The 15,166-nt window shown below is 38.2% G+C and carries 11 protein-coding genes, 1 other RNA gene and 3 pseudogenes; 6 read left to right on the top strand and 9 right to left on the bottom strand.

Going from position 1 to position 15,166, the window contains the following annotated elements; translation table 11 throughout:
* Nucleotides 1-25: 25 nt before the first annotated feature.
* Complete coding sequence (locus LOS73_RS09495) at nucleotides 26-412, top strand: MmcQ/YjbR family DNA-binding protein (RefSeq protein ID WP_007377720.1); 387 nt, start codon at nucleotides 26-28, stop codon at nucleotides 410-412.
* 189 nt (nucleotides 413-601) lie between these two features.
* On the opposite strand, the gene LOS73_RS09490 is transcribed toward LOS73_RS09495, so the two are convergent.
* Together LOS73_RS09490 and fabB are read right to left on the bottom strand one after the other, a co-directional pair.
* Nucleotides 602-1,111 carry a GNAT family N-acetyltransferase gene (locus tag LOS73_RS09490; RefSeq protein WP_457934887.1) on the bottom strand — a complete coding sequence of 170 codons (510 nt, stop codon included), beginning with the start codon at nucleotides 1,109-1,111 and terminating at the stop codon, nucleotides 602-604.
* A gap of 130 nt (nucleotides 1,112-1,241) precedes the next feature.
* Nucleotides 1,242-2,453, bottom strand: coding sequence for a beta-ketoacyl-ACP synthase I (fabB, locus tag LOS73_RS09485; RefSeq protein WP_007377718.1), 1,212 nt, complete (start codon nucleotides 2,451-2,453; stop codon nucleotides 1,242-1,244).
* A 180-nt stretch (nucleotides 2,454-2,633) separates the two neighbouring features.
* On the opposite strand from fabB, the gene mnmC reads away from it, so the two are divergent.
* On the top strand, nucleotides 2,634-4,643 hold the full coding sequence (mnmC, locus tag LOS73_RS09480) for a bifunctional tRNA (5-methylaminomethyl-2-thiouridine)(34)-methyltransferase MnmD/FAD-dependent 5-carboxymethylaminomethyl-2-thiouridine(34) oxidoreductase MnmC (RefSeq protein ID WP_457934886.1): 2,010 nt from the start codon (nucleotides 2,634-2,636) through the stop codon (nucleotides 4,641-4,643).
* Between the two features lie 534 nt (nucleotides 4,644-5,177).
* The gene (locus LOS73_RS09475) at nucleotides 5,178-5,813 is read left to right on the top strand and encodes an SDR family oxidoreductase (protein WP_033028238.1); all 636 of its coding nucleotides are present in this window, start codon (nucleotides 5,178-5,180) and stop codon (nucleotides 5,811-5,813) included.
* A 205-nt stretch (nucleotides 5,814-6,018) separates the two neighbouring features.
* Here the strand turns inward: LOS73_RS09475 and LOS73_RS09470 are convergent, their stop codons facing one another.
* Nucleotides 6,019-6,780, bottom strand: coding sequence for a sulfite exporter TauE/SafE family protein (locus LOS73_RS09470; RefSeq protein ID WP_457934885.1), 762 nt, complete (start codon nucleotides 6,778-6,780; stop codon nucleotides 6,019-6,021).
* 218 nt (nucleotides 6,781-6,998) lie between these two features.
* Between LOS73_RS09470 and LOS73_RS09465 the strand changes: the two genes are divergently transcribed.
* Nucleotides 6,999-7,976 carry a YHYH protein gene (locus LOS73_RS09465; RefSeq protein ID WP_457934955.1) on the top strand — a complete coding sequence of 326 codons (978 nt, stop codon included), beginning with the start codon at nucleotides 6,999-7,001 and terminating at the stop codon, nucleotides 7,974-7,976.
* 13 nt (nucleotides 7,977-7,989) lie between these two features.
* On the top strand, nucleotides 7,990-8,304 hold the full coding sequence (locus tag LOS73_RS09460) for a hypothetical protein (protein WP_457934884.1): 315 nt from the start codon (nucleotides 7,990-7,992) through the stop codon (nucleotides 8,302-8,304).
* 11 nt (nucleotides 8,305-8,315) lie between these two features.
* On the opposite strand, the pseudogene LOS73_RS09455 reads toward LOS73_RS09460, so the two are convergent.
* The 4 genes and pseudogenes from LOS73_RS09455 to LOS73_RS09440 form a co-directional block, all read right to left on the bottom strand.
* Nucleotides 8,316-9,853 (bottom strand): annotated as a pseudogene (locus LOS73_RS09455) (DUF2235 domain-containing protein).
* A gap of 688 nt (nucleotides 9,854-10,541) precedes the next feature.
* Nucleotides 10,542-11,582, bottom strand: a complete 1,041-nt coding sequence (locus LOS73_RS09450) for a hypothetical protein (protein ID WP_457934883.1) — start codon at nucleotides 11,580-11,582, stop codon at nucleotides 10,542-10,544.
* Nucleotides 11,583-11,810: 228 nt separating this feature from the next.
* A pseudogene (locus tag LOS73_RS09445) lies at nucleotides 11,811-12,014 on the bottom strand (tyrosine-type recombinase/integrase); the annotation flags it as partial.
* 322 nt (nucleotides 12,015-12,336) lie between these two features.
* Nucleotides 12,337-12,795: a hypothetical protein gene (locus LOS73_RS09440; protein WP_457934882.1), complete on the bottom strand. Its 459-nt coding sequence runs from the start codon at nucleotides 12,793-12,795 to the stop codon at nucleotides 12,337-12,339.
* Between the two features lie 47 nt (nucleotides 12,796-12,842).
* Between LOS73_RS09440 and LOS73_RS09435 the strand changes: the two genes are divergently transcribed.
* Nucleotides 12,843-14,023, top strand: a protein-coding gene (locus LOS73_RS09435; protein ID WP_096794087.1) for an IS3 family transposase whose coding sequence is annotated in 2 segments (ribosomal slippage) — nucleotides 12,843-13,101 and nucleotides 13,101-14,023 — 1,182 coding nt in all. Because the reading frame shifts where the segments join, the coding sequence is not laid out codon by codon here.
* On the opposite strand, the pseudogene LOS73_RS09430 reads toward LOS73_RS09435, so the two are convergent.
* Together LOS73_RS09430 and ssrA are read right to left on the bottom strand one after the other, a co-directional pair.
* Nucleotides 13,990-14,235, bottom strand: a pseudogene (locus LOS73_RS09430) (tyrosine-type recombinase/integrase); the annotation flags it as partial. The gene LOS73_RS09435 and the pseudogene LOS73_RS09430 sit on opposite strands and share 34 nt — an antisense overlap.
* Nucleotides 14,236-14,559: 324 nt before the next feature.
* Nucleotides 14,560-14,916, bottom strand: a transfer-messenger RNA (tmRNA) gene (ssrA, locus tag LOS73_RS09425).
* Nucleotides 14,917-15,166: the final 250 nt, after the last annotated feature.

Raw genomic sequence — 15,166 nt, 5'->3', positions numbered from 1 at the left:
CGAGTATGACTTCAAGGAATGGATCATGGACCAAATAAGAGTGCATGAGTATTTAATTAAAAAGCCACTTGTTCAAGTTACAAAACCGTTTGCTCAAGAGGTTGATGTTTATAAAGTTAATCATAAAATGTTTGCTACTCTTGCCGTTGGCAATGATGGTGAAACAAATGACGATGGAGAAATTATTTGGTGGCTTAATTTAAAGTGCGATCCCGATGAAGCACTTTCGTTACGCGACATTTTCCCTGCAGTGATCCCAGGCTATCATATGAATAAACGGTTATGGAATACTGTTATTTTAGATGGTTCGATTCCACAAGGCGAAATAGAACGAATGATCGACAATTCATTTAATTTAGTCGTGGAAAACATGCCAGAAAAAGATCGCAAAACAATAGAGCAGCATTTGTAAACGTCTACTTCTATTAGGGGCTAGCTTTCTAGCCCAATAAACCCACCTAACGTTGTTAACCTTTCAAGATTAGAATCTTCCAGTCTTGGGCTGTTTAATAGCCTTGATAAATTTATAACTTAGAATGTTTAACGCTGTTAGCGCCAGATTTAATCCCTCAAATTGATTATGTATTATTGCGCATTGGTATTAGACTTTGAGTGTGTAAATTAAATCATCATAACGCGTACCAGCAATAATATGTGATTGAGGTATAGCATCTGTCTGTGTTAATCCGCATTTGCTCAATACATTTTCTGAGCTTGTATTACCCCGTGTCACCACAGCTTTAAACTGTTTGATACCACATTCTTGCCACGCCCATTCGATTACGGTTCTTAACGACTCAGTTGCGTACCCTTTAGAGAAGTGTTTTGGTAAAAATAAATACCCTAGTTCAGCAGTTATTCCATCATAAGTAAAACCAGTAACACCTATAACCTCCTGTGTTTCATTGTTTATAACAGCAAAGCATAATGGATGGCGAGAGTCTGGACCCCAAATAGGTAAGCGCTGCTCAAACCGCTGTCTCACAAATACTTCTTTTGGCATGTCAAAGCAATATTCAAGCACGTCGGGTTCACGATGGAGCTGCAAAAAAACAGACCAATCAGCATCACTCAATTGCCGCATTTTTAATCGTTCTGTCAATAACTGCATAGGCCCTCTACAAATGATTATTAATAAAAAGCACGAAAAACAATCGCAATAACTTATAAATTCTTAAGTAAAAAGCCGCTCACTTATAAAGTGAGCGGCTATAAATTATATAAAAACTAAGTAGAACCAATTAGCCTTTATATTTGCTCATTACTAAAGTCGCGTTTGTGCCACCAAAGCCAAAGCTATTTGACATAACCGTATTGAGTTCAACATCACGACGTTCAGTAATAATATCTAAACCAGCCGCTTGCTCATCTAGGTCATCAATATTAATTGAAGGCGCTACAAAGCTGTGCTCTAGCATTAATAATGAAAAGATTGCTTCGTGAACACCCGCAGCACCTAGAGCATGGCCTGTCATAGCTTTAGTGGCACTGATCATTGGTGACTTACCACCAAACACTTCTTGAATTGCACCAAGCTCTTTAACGTCGCCTACAGGTGTAGATGTACCGTGAGTATTTAAGTAATCAATACTGTCTACATCTTGCATAGCTTGGCGCATACAACGTGCCGCACCTTCGCCAGATGGCGCAACCATGTCGTAGCCATCTGATGTTGCACCGTAGCCAACAATTTCAGCGTAAATGTGTGCGCCACGCGCAAGGGCATGTTCAAGTTCTTCAACTACAACAATACCGCCACCGCCAGAAATAACAAAACCATCACGGTTTGCATCATATGTACGAGATGCTTTTTCGGGTGTTTCGTTGTATTTAGTAGAAAGTGCGCCCATAGCGTCAAATTCCATTGCTAATGTCCAGTGTAATTCTTCACCGCCACCAGCAAATACAACGTCTTGTTTACCAAGTTGAATTTGTTCTACCGCGTTGCCAATACAGTGCGCAGATGTTGCACATGCTGAGCTAATTGAATAGTTAACACCTTTAATTTTAAAAGGGGTTGCTAAACAAGCAGAAGTTGTACTTGCCATAGTACGTGGCACCATATAAGGCCCCACACGTTTTACGCCTTTTTCACGTAAAATATCAGCGGCTTCTACTTGCCATTTAGACGAACCGCCACCAGAGCCAACAATAATACCCGTGCGCTCATTAGATACTTGTTCGTCAGACAAACCTGAGTCTTCGATTGCTTGTGTCATCGAAATATAAGAATAAGCAGCAGCATCACCCATAAAGCGCATTGCTTTGCGATCAACATGGGCTTTAACATCAATATCAATTTTACCCGATACGTTACTACGTAACTTATAATCAGCAAATTCTTGGTTAAAAGCGATACCGCTCTTACCTGTTTTTAGCGATTCTAATACTTCTTCTTTGTTGTTACCGATACTTGATACAACACCGATACCTGTAATTACAGCTCTTCTCATGGGTAATTCCCTTAGCTTAATACTCAATTGTGTTCTATTTTACGCGAATTTAATCACCTAAGTGGTCAGCTTTCTAGCGTACACTTGTACTCTGAACCGCTAGCTTATAAATAACGCCAGACTATTACAAAGAAAACACGTAAAATAATTAAAAATATTATTTGTAAACCTTAATAAGTCATGATCAAAAACGCGCAAATACACTTTAATCACTCAGGTACTCCTGTTGCCAGCGACTTCAATGATATTTATTTTTCTGATGGCAATGGCTTGGCCGAATCCCATTATGTATTTTATGATCAAAACAATATAGATACACGATTACAAAATCATGACCAACCACATTTTGTTATTGCCGAAACCGGCTTTGGTACAGGTTTAAACTTTTTAAATACATGGCAACGCTTTACTGACCACCTTGCACGTCAACAAGTTCAAAATCAATTAGATAATGGTGTTAAACGCTTACACTTTATTTCATTTGAAAAATATCCACTGCACATAGACGATTTAAACAAAGCACTACAGGCATGGCCATCATTAAGCGCCTTTAGTAACAAATTATCTAAACAATACCCAATTAATTTAGAAGGATGCCACAGACTCGAATTTGACAATGGACTGGTTGTTCTCGATTTATACTTTGGTGATGCACTTGAATCAATACAAGCTATGAGCTATCCGCAAACAGGAATTGTTGACGCTTGGTATTTAGATGGTTTTGCGCCAAGTAAAAACCCCGAAATGTGGCAGCAAAGTTTATTTAATTCTATGGTCAATATATCAAGGGCAAGTGCAACCTTATCAACATTTACTTCAGCAGGTTTTGTTCGCCGTGGATTAATTGATGCAGGCTTTAATACTAAAAAAGCCAAAGGCTTTGGCCAAAAAAGAGATATGCTTGTTGGCCAACTAGAGTGCGTAAATGATGCTCAATCAGCTCCTGCATATTTTCATCAAGATAGCAGCGCTTTAAAAAATGTAGCGGTCATTGGCGGCGGTATAGCCAGTAGCTGCATTTTATACAGCTTAGCTAAGCGTGGTATTGCAAGCCAATTATTCTGCCAAGATGAAAAGCCCGCAATGGGCGCTTCGCATAATGTACAAGGTGCTATTTACCCTCACCTACAAGCTAAAAATTCACCGCACAGTGAATTATTCGCACATAGCTTTTTATACGCAAAACGTTTGTATAACCAGTTACTCGGTAGCGGCTTTAGCTTTGATTACGATTGGTGCGGCGTATTACAACACGCAGTAAAAAAGCCTCTGGCCGATAAACATGAAAACTTAGCACAAAAACAGCTGTGGCCAACCCAGCTAATGCGTAATGTAACAGCCGAGGAAGGTGATGAAATAGCGGGTGTAAAAACAGGTTATTCGGGCGTATTTTTTGAACAAGGCGGCTGGGTTAACCCTCCGCAATTAGTAAACGCCATGTTAAGCGCTGCAAATAGCATAAACCCATTTAAAAGCCTATTTAACTGTAATATTGAACAGCTTAAAAAAACCGAAGACGGCTGGTTTTTATTAACTAATAGTGAGCAATTAGGTCCTTTTAGTGACGTAATTATATGTGCGGGTGAACACAGTGATTCATTTGAGCAAACAAAAGCGTTGCCTATTGTAGGCGTAAGAGGTCAAGTTTCGCATGTTCAGGCAAGTAAGCAATCAAACAAACTAAAAACAGTACTATGCCATAAAGGCTATTTTACCCCTGCTTATTTAGATCATCACTGTATGGGTGCCACATTTGAAAAAAACACCAAAAGCCGTCAAGTTACCGCGCTCGACAATCAGTTAAACCAAGAGCAACTACTTAGCTTTTATCAGCAAAGTGAATTTGCAACAACGCTTGGCACTATAACTTCTGCAAAAGCAGCTGTGCGCTGCACATTTATCGACCACCTGCCAATGGCAGGACAATGGTGTGAACAAAGTGATTACACTATGGCTTTTGCTAACCTACGTTTAGGTAAACGCTATCAGTACGAGCAACTTAATAAGCCACAACAAGGCCTACATATTTTTACCGGCTTTGGCGCCCGCGCTTTATGTAGTGCCCCACTCAGTGCAGAGCACCTTATTAGCTGTTTAAACAATGAGCCTCGCCCGTTAAGCGAGCGTGTTAGCCAAGCTATTCATCCTGCCCGCTTTATAGTTCGTGATTTAATACGTAATAAAATATAAAGGCATTTATGAAAGTATTATCACTGAGTATATTATTTTTAATTTTTGCAATATTTAGCAGCCCTAGCCAAAGCGCCATTACATAATAAAGGAAACAATACCAATCGAACCCTTTTCTATAACTACCAAAAACACAGTGTAAGAATAAGTTTGTACCAACGTGATTATGTGACCAGAAATCAGTATTATTATTGAAAAATAAACGTAAAATAGTCATTTTTATCATGCTCTGTTAAGTATCCAATTTAAACCACGTTATTTTATTTAATATTACTAATTAAACTCAAATTTACCCTTTAAAAATAAACGCCTACCCCAAGGTCTGTTTACACAGCACATTACTTTTCAATTTATTTATACCAACAGCATTAAATTAGTGATTTATTATAACGATGAAAAATAGCTTAATAACAAAGTAAAAATTATGACATAGAGTGATCTGTATAAATAATTTTAACAACGTTAGTAAGTTACTATCTTCGCCAGAATATTCACTTTTTAATAAAATTGGTACTAGTTAAGAAGGAATTAATTATGAGCAAGACCTTAATTATTGGCGCAAGCGGTAAAATTGGTAAAATGACCACTGAGTTATTATTAAAAAATGAACAAAATGTGGTTGCCCTAGTGCGTGATAAAAACAAGCTAAGTGATTTAAAAAGCCCTTTTTTAAGTATTGTAGAGCAAGATCTCGAAGGCGACTTTAGCAACGCGCTAAAAGGCTGCGATCAAGTTATATTTGCTGCAGGTTCGGGCGGTAGTACTGGCGACGACAAAACCGTTTTAATTGATTTATGGGCAGCAACTAAAGCCGCAAACTACGCCCGTGAACATTCAACAAAACACTTCATAATGGTTAGCTCTATTGGCGCAGACGATCCCGACTCAATAGATGGCGACTTGAAACCATACCTTGTAGCTAAGCATATGGCTGATGAGCATTTAATTAACAGTGGCTTAAATTACACAATTATTCGCCCTGCTACATTAACCGACGAAAAAGCATCGTTAGCAGTAACAACCGAACGCCCTAAAGATAGTGACAAAGCTAAAATCAGCCGAGAAAATGTTGCTAATGCATTACTTCATATTGCAACTAACAGCCCAAATAGCAACCGTATTTTTGAACTGTTCGATGGTGACAAACCTATCAAATCCGCTGTTAAATAAACGCCAACAAAACCACAAAATTAGTACAATGTAATACCAATCCCTTAACCAGAATTCTGGTTAAGGGATTTACTAACATATTGAACCATAATAATATTTAAATTTATTTATCTCTAGCCAGAGCTTTCAGTGAGAACAAAGTAAATTTAACGCAGTTAGCGCTTAAAATAACTACTTGAGATAGATTTATTGCCCAGAGTTCAAGTTAATTAAATATTACCTCAAAGCCCTGCCAAGCTAGCTGTAATGCCAGTAATGTTAATATGCATTTAAAAATACACTTAAATTTTTCTGTCGGTATACGATGCAGTAATCGAACACCCAACCATGTACCTAATGCACCACTTAAAATCATTGCTCCAACCAAAGGCAGCCATTGCCAAAAGCTAAAACCAACCGCTGCATACACACCCGCTTTAAATAAATGTTGAACCGACATAATGCCAGAAAACGTCGCCGTAAATCGCAGCTTGCTGTAATTGCTCATGTGCAAGCAACTTCCAACGAGTGGCCCACTTGCCCCAACAAACATAGAAATAAACGTGGTAACAAAGCCGGAAAAAAAACGCCACACGACCGAACTGCTTTGTAACGCAGTGGGGATTTTTCCCCACAATAAATAAATTACAAAAAGCCCCGCTATTAATTTCATAGCATCAAGTTGAATATCGACAATAACAAAACTCGATAATATAGCCCCTGCACTCCCTCCAAGCGTAAAATAAATAAACATTTTTTTGTCTATATGCTTAAAAGTGAGTAATAACCGATTTGTGTTCGAACCTAATTGCACAAGCCCATGTACAGGCACAACCAACGTCATTGGCATAAATGATGCCATTACAACAAGCAACATCAACCCGCCGCCAGCACCGAATGCAGCTGAAAAAAATGAAGTAAAGCCCGCTAACACAATAAAAACGCTCGCCAACAGAGGCGAAATAAGATCGGTGGTAAATAAATCCATCTGTAAACCATGCTTTTAATAGAGCCATAATAATGGCGATTAAATATACCAAGGTCTACTGCTATTTTTCATCAACCTGAACAGCCATTTTACCTGCGTGTAATGTTACTTAATTTTTGCGCTTTATTTGCACATTTAACAAATACCCTATACCCCACTTCATTATTTGGATTAATCACGTGATAAAACTAAAATCAGAGTTTTTAAAGCTTGTTTTCATGAGTGTAACAGCCATTGGGTTATCAGCATGTGGTAGTGGTAGTGGTAGCAATAACGACAAAGACACAACTGAAACAGAAGCGATTATTATTGATAATACTTCACCCAATACAACAACGACTACAGTAATAGAAGTAGACCCTTTTAATTTCGAAGGTGGTGCATTGGTATCAGCTATAACAACTCAATTGTGTACATTGAGTAATGGCGATGAAACATCATGCTATAAAATTGAGATTGCAGGTGCACCTGCAAATCATGAAATAGGTACTTTTTGCCCAAACACGATTACCTCAAATGCTGATGAAGCGGGTATTTGGTTTGATGGCAATGGCGAGGTATATGACATTACCGGTGATTTTATTTTAAATTTACCCGCACTATATAATGATAGCCACTGGCAACTTTATGACGAAAGCACAGGACAAGTAAATATCACAAATACGTATGCATCATGCGATGGTGCGGCAAGGCCCAATGTAGAAGAACAATACCAAAACCACTGCGTAGAATGTTCAATAGAGTATGTAAATGGTGGTATCTCGCAATCATTTTTAATACCTATAACCCCCGTAACCGCAAACCAAGCAAATAGTGTTGGTAGATCAAATATAGGCATCGCGCTTAATGGAGTTGTGTTAGCTGCTCCTGCCCCTGTAGATGCCATTTTAAGTGCCTATACCATAGCCGCATTTGATGATTGTGCAGGCCACATAAACCTTAATGAAGGCTACCACTATCATGGCGAAGCAGGTTGTAGCCAAACGCAAGCTCAATCAGACGGACATGCTGCAATGGTAGGTTATGCATTTGATGGTTTTGGGATCTTTGCCATGCTAGGGAGCAATAATACAGAACCAACTGATTTAGATGAATGCAGAGGACATTACGACGACACACGCGGCTATCATTACCATGCAGCAAGCGTCTCAGAAAATATGTTTATTGGTTGTTACAAAGGCGAAACCGCACAATAAAAAGGACAACAACATGAAAATGTTAACTATATCAAAAATGGTTATTGTGATTTTTACATTAGGCAACTCATTTTATGCGTTTAGCCACGCAGGCCATGGTAATACCGCACCTTGGCATGCATGTGAAAACAAAAACCTTAACCAAACGTGCACCTATACAACACATAATCAAAAAGCAACCGGTACTTGCCAAGCAATGAATAATGTACTTATGTGTGTACGTACTCAACCTCTCGAAAACATAATAGAAAAAGCCACTAAAAAGACGAAAAATGAAGTGACTCCTCAAAGCTCTGCTTATAAGTTAAGTAAACAGGCTACACATTAATATTTTAGCCACTATGACTTTCGAGTTACCCTGAGTTGAATGCAGCCTTGATTATTATGGTACAAAGACCACACATCATTTGGGAAAGCATAAAAATAGCCCGAGGAGCTAATCTGTAACGTCTTCGAGTTTTTTTGATAATGCGAGAGAGGTTCATACTGATGAGGGTGCGGACTACCATCGTTTGTAACCGCCTGCGCTTTACCAGAATCGTTTGCGATACACCCAACAGCAATAAACCATCGCATATGCTCTACCCGTTTAGTTCCCCAAAAATCGGTAGAGCGATTCTGCGTTGCTTGTTTAAATTTTCGTTCAGTCATTCCCAACATAGACGATGCAAATCGAATAATGTCGCCCGCCGTTAATTTTCCATCCTCTGTACCAAGCCAATCACATTCATCTTTACTATCTTGCCACTCGCCTTCAGAGTCAAAAATATACCGCTCACCCTTATTCATGTAAATATACGTTGGAGTCCAATGTTGCTTAGCAAATACATTAACAACCGTCGATTCCCCAACCTCTAATTTTATTGTTGGCCAATATTCAGGATGTTCAATAGGCGATATTTCTTGACGCTTAAATACACTCTCGTGGAAATTTTCATTATTTGCTGTAATCACACAATCCACATTGCGCGGACGAGATCTAAACTTAGCAAATATTCCTTTAAATGAATTATGAAGTACGCCACAAGGATTTGGATTAAGCTGATTTAAAATGTTATCCCGAAAAAATAAACCGCTCTCCTGCGCTTCCTTTATCATCCACTCAAGTGCAATATCTGATAAATCTGTATCATAATACCCGCCACCGACATCGGAATGTACGCCCGGAAACCACATTTCTTTAACGTCTCGATCAACTAAATTTTCACTCCAGCGAGTAACACAAAAACTACTTCGCTTCTCATCCATTGCCATTGCGTGCCTAGCAATACTTATATGTTTTCCCAAACTAGTATCGTGAAAACGCCATGACGCAGGGTTATCCAACAAGTTAAATAGCTCCATGTCATTTGGTATACCCAATGCCCCACCGTTTCCCATACGCCTATAAAATGAATAGGTAAGCTTTTTTTATTGTTAATATATAAACTCTTAGGGATCCTCTCTAGTTTTGACTTATAGTTTTCAAAATGTCCGTGGGTCTTTTCCCACCGCGCTTTGTTATTTTCAAGCTTATTAAAATCAAGTAGCCCAAGCCCTAACAGCCCACCTAAACTCCTCGCCGTAAATGCTCCTCGGCTAAACCCAAAAATAAATACTTTGTCGCCTTCGTTGTAGTTACTCGCTAACCAATGATAAGCACTACAAATATGCCTTTTTATACTTTTACCTAAAGCTCCATCAATTATAGAATCTTTTAGCCCCGTTTCTTCGCCCCCAAGACCTGGGTGGTAGTACAACTTTTGTGTGGCTTCTGAATTATCTTTTTTCGCTAGCGCGTGGTAGAGCTTGACGACATTGGTTGGTGCGGGAGCACCATTGTCTTCTTGTTGAGGATTATTCCATGTGCCGTCACAGCAAATTACTAAGTTAGCCATAATTAACTTCCTTGCATCAATTAATGTTTATTATATCAATTCGCTTAATTAAGAGATTATTTTGAGCTAAGAAAATCGTATCGATAATAAGGCAAAAATTTCGTTATTTAGTTGTTATCACTCATTGCTCTGCATCCAGCATCGAGATGTAGTCGTATATCAGAAATTTTTACGCCGTTAACGCCAGATTTAATCCCTCAAATTGATTAAGTATTATTGCGAATTGGTATTACTTATTGTTACTTGAATTCAAGTATTAAGTGACAAACGTTAATTAGTCAAAAATAAAATCCTAAAAACGAAGATCTGTAGTCTAAAAACACATTGTTAATGATGCTCTAAAATTGGCAGGTATTTTGAAATATTACAGACAATAAAAAGCAGCTGATTTTTATAATTTGCGGGTTGATAGTATCTGTTTTGATATGATAAAACCAAATTGATAGCGTAGGAAGTTTACCCTCGCCCGAAAGCCTCACCAACCACACATCCACAATAAAAACAATAACTTAGCTTGAAGATGGAATGTTATTTACTCTTAGTAGCTTATACAGTCTTGTCTAATTTATTGGATTTGGGCATCATATGGACATTTATTTAATTTTAAAATAATGGCTGATTGAGCTATTATCTACTCTCATGTTAAGAGAAACCAACACAGTGAGCATTTTTTATTAACCGGCTTTTGTTACTTGGCTCGCCAAAAAGAAATAAGCTCCCAAAAGCCCATAGCTTTAACATTTATTTGCTCTGCTTCAGCTCCTGCTTTCCTTGCATCTAACGCCTTATTCTTATTTTTTTCTTTTAGATAAATTAACTGACCCTCAAGCTCCCTTACTTTAGTTTGAAGTGCTTCCTTATCTTTCTTTGTCAATTCTAATTTTGAGTTATGTCTATTTACAAGGCAACCATTCTCCTCTCTTAATTCATCATAAGAGGTTTTTAGCTTCTTACAATCATCATTTAGTTTTTTGTAATTTAACCTCAAGTTACTCATTAAACTTTTATGATGCCCTATAGAAATAGGATCTGACAGAATTGATGCAAATACTTCACTACTAAGCTTTTTATGAAGATAGTCATAGTAACTTTTCAAATCTTTTGACGTATAAGTCAACTTTCTACTTCTACTTTGCCCCTTTCCCTCTCTGTAGAAACGCATACTATCCCGCACTTTAACTTCAAGGATAGCTATATTATGGTCTTTAAATTCAACAAGTTTTACTTTTTCACATTGATGGGTTACGGTGACTTCGATAGCTACTTTACCTCCCCATTTTTCGTGATAAGGGTTATCATCACGAGCTTTAAAACGTCCAACAAGGTCTGGATAATAATAGCGACCCTCTCCAAATTGAACCTTTAAATTATTCGATGAAATTTCTTCAAATTCAAATGGATATATTTTATTGCCAATTTTAAAATTTACGACTCCTAACTCTTCAAGAACCTGAATAAACATCTCATGTGAAACAAGTTCACTATCTTTATTGGTTACACCAGCAGAAGTTGCTTTGGACTTGTAAGCAAATGAACCTGGCAACCTAGCAGTCATTTCAACCTTAGAATCAAATATGCTCACGTAAGTTAGATTTTCTTTTTTAAACTCAAGAGGAAAATTGTCACGCTTGTCTAAGACGTCCCATACATAGTGAACCTCAGGCCTACCTGTATGGCTATTTAATATCAAATTCCCTTCTGAACATTTAGCATGAGCTTTAATTTTCATATGTCACCACTGTATTTATTAACAGTATCAGTTTGCCGTAGCATAGAAGTTTATGCAAGTGTACGATTTCGTGTGAATAAGCTTTACACCCTCCCGAAAAATGAGCTAAACAGCATATAAGACCGCCACTATTTACCACGGGAATTACAAATAGACGGCCTAAAATAGACCTCACTTTTGAATAACAAGCTACATTTGAAATTAGAATTTACTTACTGATAAATGTTTTTAGAAGCCAATTTTCGGCCCTAGCCTAATTGCATCTTCCAAATGACTTAGTGCAAAGTGCGCGTAAACCATTGTTTGCTCAATCTTTGCATAACCAAATATTTGTTGTAACAGTAAAATATTCCCTCCGTTCATCATAAAATGACTCGTGAAAGTATGCCTTAAAGCATGGCTACATTGCCCCTTTGGCAAGTTAATATTGGTTTTACTTACTGCGCTGTACAAAGCTGAAATAGCAGCTAAGGCTTAGTTATTACAAACGTTGAACAATCATTAATAATTAAATTATAAGCATAAAAAAACCCGCAAATTTGGATTAACCAATTTGCGGGTTTCTTATGGTTTTCGAATAACGAGTTCAAAAACCTTTATTGGGCTGGGGGGGGGTGTGAACCCCCGTCCGAAAATCCTCAATTGTTACAGGCTACCAATAAAAAAAGTACTTATTTTAAAATCAAAAATTTAGCTTCTTATGGTGTCCTCTAAAGTCTTGTGTAATCTATTAAGTTTGGGCGTTATGTGGACATTAAAAAGGTATATCGAAAGTATCAGATATTATTTCTCTTCTTTCTTCTGCTGTTATTTCTTTAAAGGCCCTAAAAGATTTATCCAAATCATTCTGGTACTTGAAGAACTTTTCAACATTGAAAAGATGTGCTTCCCGTCTATTATGAATAACTCTGCCTTCACCTTCGAACTCATGTATATCCCCTCCGAATATTAATTTCATAAACTCTAACCAATCATCTGATTTATTAAGCATTTCTTCAATATTTTCCACAATATTCATATCATTAAAGTGGATTAGGCACCGCTGTGCCCCCTCAGCTGCACTTTCAAACAAATGGCCAAAATGCTTCGCTTGAGGAAGCATTTCAACATTATTTATTTTTGAAGAAGCATTTTCATCTGTTGATTCTAGTAATATTTTTATTAATTGCTCTGACTTTGAGGTTGTAGTGGTACAGTGATTTTGGCCACCCATTAAGAAAGAAATGTTATGCTAATAAGCATACAAATTTGGGTGAAAAAATGACGAAATTAAAACGCGCAACATATTCAGCGGCAATTAAATTAGAAACGGCTCAGCTTGTAGTAGACCAAGGTTATACGCAAGAAGACGCAGCAAAAGCTATGGGGGTGGGTAAATCAACCGTAAGTAAGTGGGTTACTCAATTAAAGCTAGAACGCAATGGTCAGTCACCATCAGCGTCACCAATGACGCCCGAACAAATTGAAATCCGCGAACTTAAAAAACAAATCCAACGCATTGAATTAGAAAAGGATATATTAAAAAAGGCTACCGCTCTCTTGATGTCCGACTCCCTGAACAATTCTCGTTAATCGAGAAGTTAAATCAACGAGAGCGTTATCCAATTAGTCTGCTGTGTAGCGTATTCAATGTGCATCGCAGCAGCTATAAGTACTGGGCCATACGGGATACAGCGCCGACACCTGAGCAAGCAAGATTAGAGGCTGAAGTAAAAGCAATACATGCGATGAGTGGTGGTTCAGCAGGGGCACGGACAATCGCAGCGATAGCAACGAACAATGATTTTGAATTGAGCCGTTATCGTGCAGCTAAGCTAATGGTTAAATTAAAGCTCGAAAGCTGCCAAGTACCTCAACATTCATATAAACGTGGTGGTAATGAACACCTTGAAATCCCAAACCTGCTTGATAGACAGTTTGATGTTGTTGAGCCGGATACCGTGTGGTGCGGTGATGTGACGTATATTTGGACAGGCAATCGCTGGGCTTATTTAGCCGTGGTTATTGATTTATTTGCACGCAAAGTGGTTGGCTGGGCAATGTCGTTGTCACCAGATACTAATTTAACGCTAAAAGCGCTTGAACTCGCATATGAAAGCAGAGGGAAACCGACAGGACTCATGTTCCATTCAGACCAAGGTAGCCATTATACAAGTTTAAAATATCGCCAACGTTTATGGCGCTATAAAATCACACAAAGTATGAGTAGACGTGGAAATTGTTGGGATAATGCGCCAATGGAGCGGTTTTTTAGAAGCTTTAAGACGGAATGGATGCCAAAGATTGGATATGGAAACTTTATAGACGCTAAATATAGCGTAAGTGATTACATAAATGGATATTACAACAATGTTAGGCCGCATCATTATAATGCCGGTTTAGCGCCAAATGAATCTGAGGTTAGATATCAAGATTCTAAAACTGTGGCCAAAATTAGTTGACCACTACATCTCGGACCTAACTTAATAGCATCCTCTAAATGACTTGGTGCAAAGTGCGCGTAAACCATTGTTTGCTCAATCTTTGCATAACCAAGTATTTGTTGTAACAGTAAAATATTCCCTCCGTTCATCATAAAATGACTCGCGAAAGTATGCCTTAAAACATGGCTACACTGCCCTTTTGGCAAATTAATATCCGTTTTATTTACTGCACTGTACAACGCTGAAATAGCAGCTAAGGCTTATACCAACCTACATAAATCTTTGATCAATTTAACGAATTAAATTGCACTATAACGTCGTTAAAATTTTTTATTTAGAACAACTAGATACAAAAATCTTTGTCTAGTTCTAGCGTAATTTTCTTAATGTTAAATAGACCCCATATATAAGCAAATTGGTCTTAGTTATTACAAACTACAAACGTTAAACAATCATTAATAATTAAATTATAAGCATAAAAAAACCCGCAAATTTGGATTAACAAATTTGCGGGTTTTTTATGGTTTTCGAATAACGAGTTCAAAAACCTTTATTGGTGGAGCTGGGGGGATTTGAACCCCCGTCCGAAAAGCCTCAACCGTCGGTACTACATGTTTAGTATCGTCATTTAATTAACCTTTAAATCTCGGACGAACACGATAGATAAAGGCGAGGCCGCTTAGTTTTAACGCTTCAACCCCGGCCAGGGTTTCCGTCGCGATCAGGTGTTAGGGTGACACTCCAAAATCCAGTCCACAAGAATACATGGAAGGAGCGCTAGCTAGCCTAAGCTGCTAGAGAGTAGTTATCGTCGTTTGCGATTACTTTAGGTTGCGGCTGTTTAACGAGGCAAACCGCACCTCGACATGCACCTTGGGCGTCTTGAATTCCGTCGAATCCTAATCAGCCCCTGAATCAGTAAACTCATTCAGAGCGTGCGAGCAGTATAACTGAGTAAGGCGCTGATACTCAAGAACTAACTCGCTTTTATTTTATCTGTTAGGACTCGTTGACCTTTTAGGTTGAAATTTGTTCTATATAGAGGTGATTTAATTGCGGCGCGAGGTTTGTAGCCTAGCAGTAGGTAGTAGGCTAAGTAAAAATCGAGCAACAATGAGTAAATAGCCCTTGGAGCGAGCCCAAAGGACAGCGTATGTTTGG

Source organism: Pseudoalteromonas sp. SCSIO 43210, assembly GCF_054133285.1.
Note: the sequence above shows the minus strand (reverse complement) of the source record. Positions and strands in the feature narration are given on the sequence as shown.

Excerpts from the sequence above, each read along its gene's own strand:
- LOS73_RS09495 (WP_007377720.1), top strand. The coding sequence starts at position 26 with ATGGACCAAATAAGAGTGCATGAGTATTTAATTAAAAAGCCACTTGTT.
- LOS73_RS09490 (WP_457934887.1), bottom strand. The coding sequence starts at position 1,111 with ATGCAGTTATTGACAGAACGATTAAAAATGCGGCAATTGAGTGATGCT.
- fabB (WP_007377718.1), bottom strand. The coding sequence starts at position 2,453 with ATGAGAAGAGCTGTAATTACAGGTATCGGTGTTGTATCAAGTATCGGT.
- mnmC (WP_457934886.1), top strand. The coding sequence starts at position 2,634 with ATGATCAAAAACGCGCAAATACACTTTAATCACTCAGGTACTCCTGTT.
- LOS73_RS09475 (WP_033028238.1), top strand. The coding sequence starts at position 5,178 with ATGAGCAAGACCTTAATTATTGGCGCAAGCGGTAAAATTGGTAAAATG.
- LOS73_RS09470 (WP_457934885.1), bottom strand. The coding sequence starts at position 6,780 with ATGGATTTATTTACCACCGATCTTATTTCGCCTCTGTTGGCGAGCGTT.
- LOS73_RS09465 (WP_457934955.1), top strand. The coding sequence starts at position 6,999 with ATGAGTGTAACAGCCATTGGGTTATCAGCATGTGGTAGTGGTAGTGGT.
- LOS73_RS09460 (WP_457934884.1), top strand. The coding sequence starts at position 7,990 with ATGAAAATGTTAACTATATCAAAAATGGTTATTGTGATTTTTACATTA.
- LOS73_RS09450 (WP_457934883.1), bottom strand. The coding sequence starts at position 11,582 with ATGAAAATTAAAGCTCATGCTAAATGTTCAGAAGGGAATTTGATATTA.
- LOS73_RS09440 (WP_457934882.1), bottom strand. The coding sequence starts at position 12,795 with ATGGGTGGCCAAAATCACTGTACCACTACAACCTCAAAGTCAGAGCAA.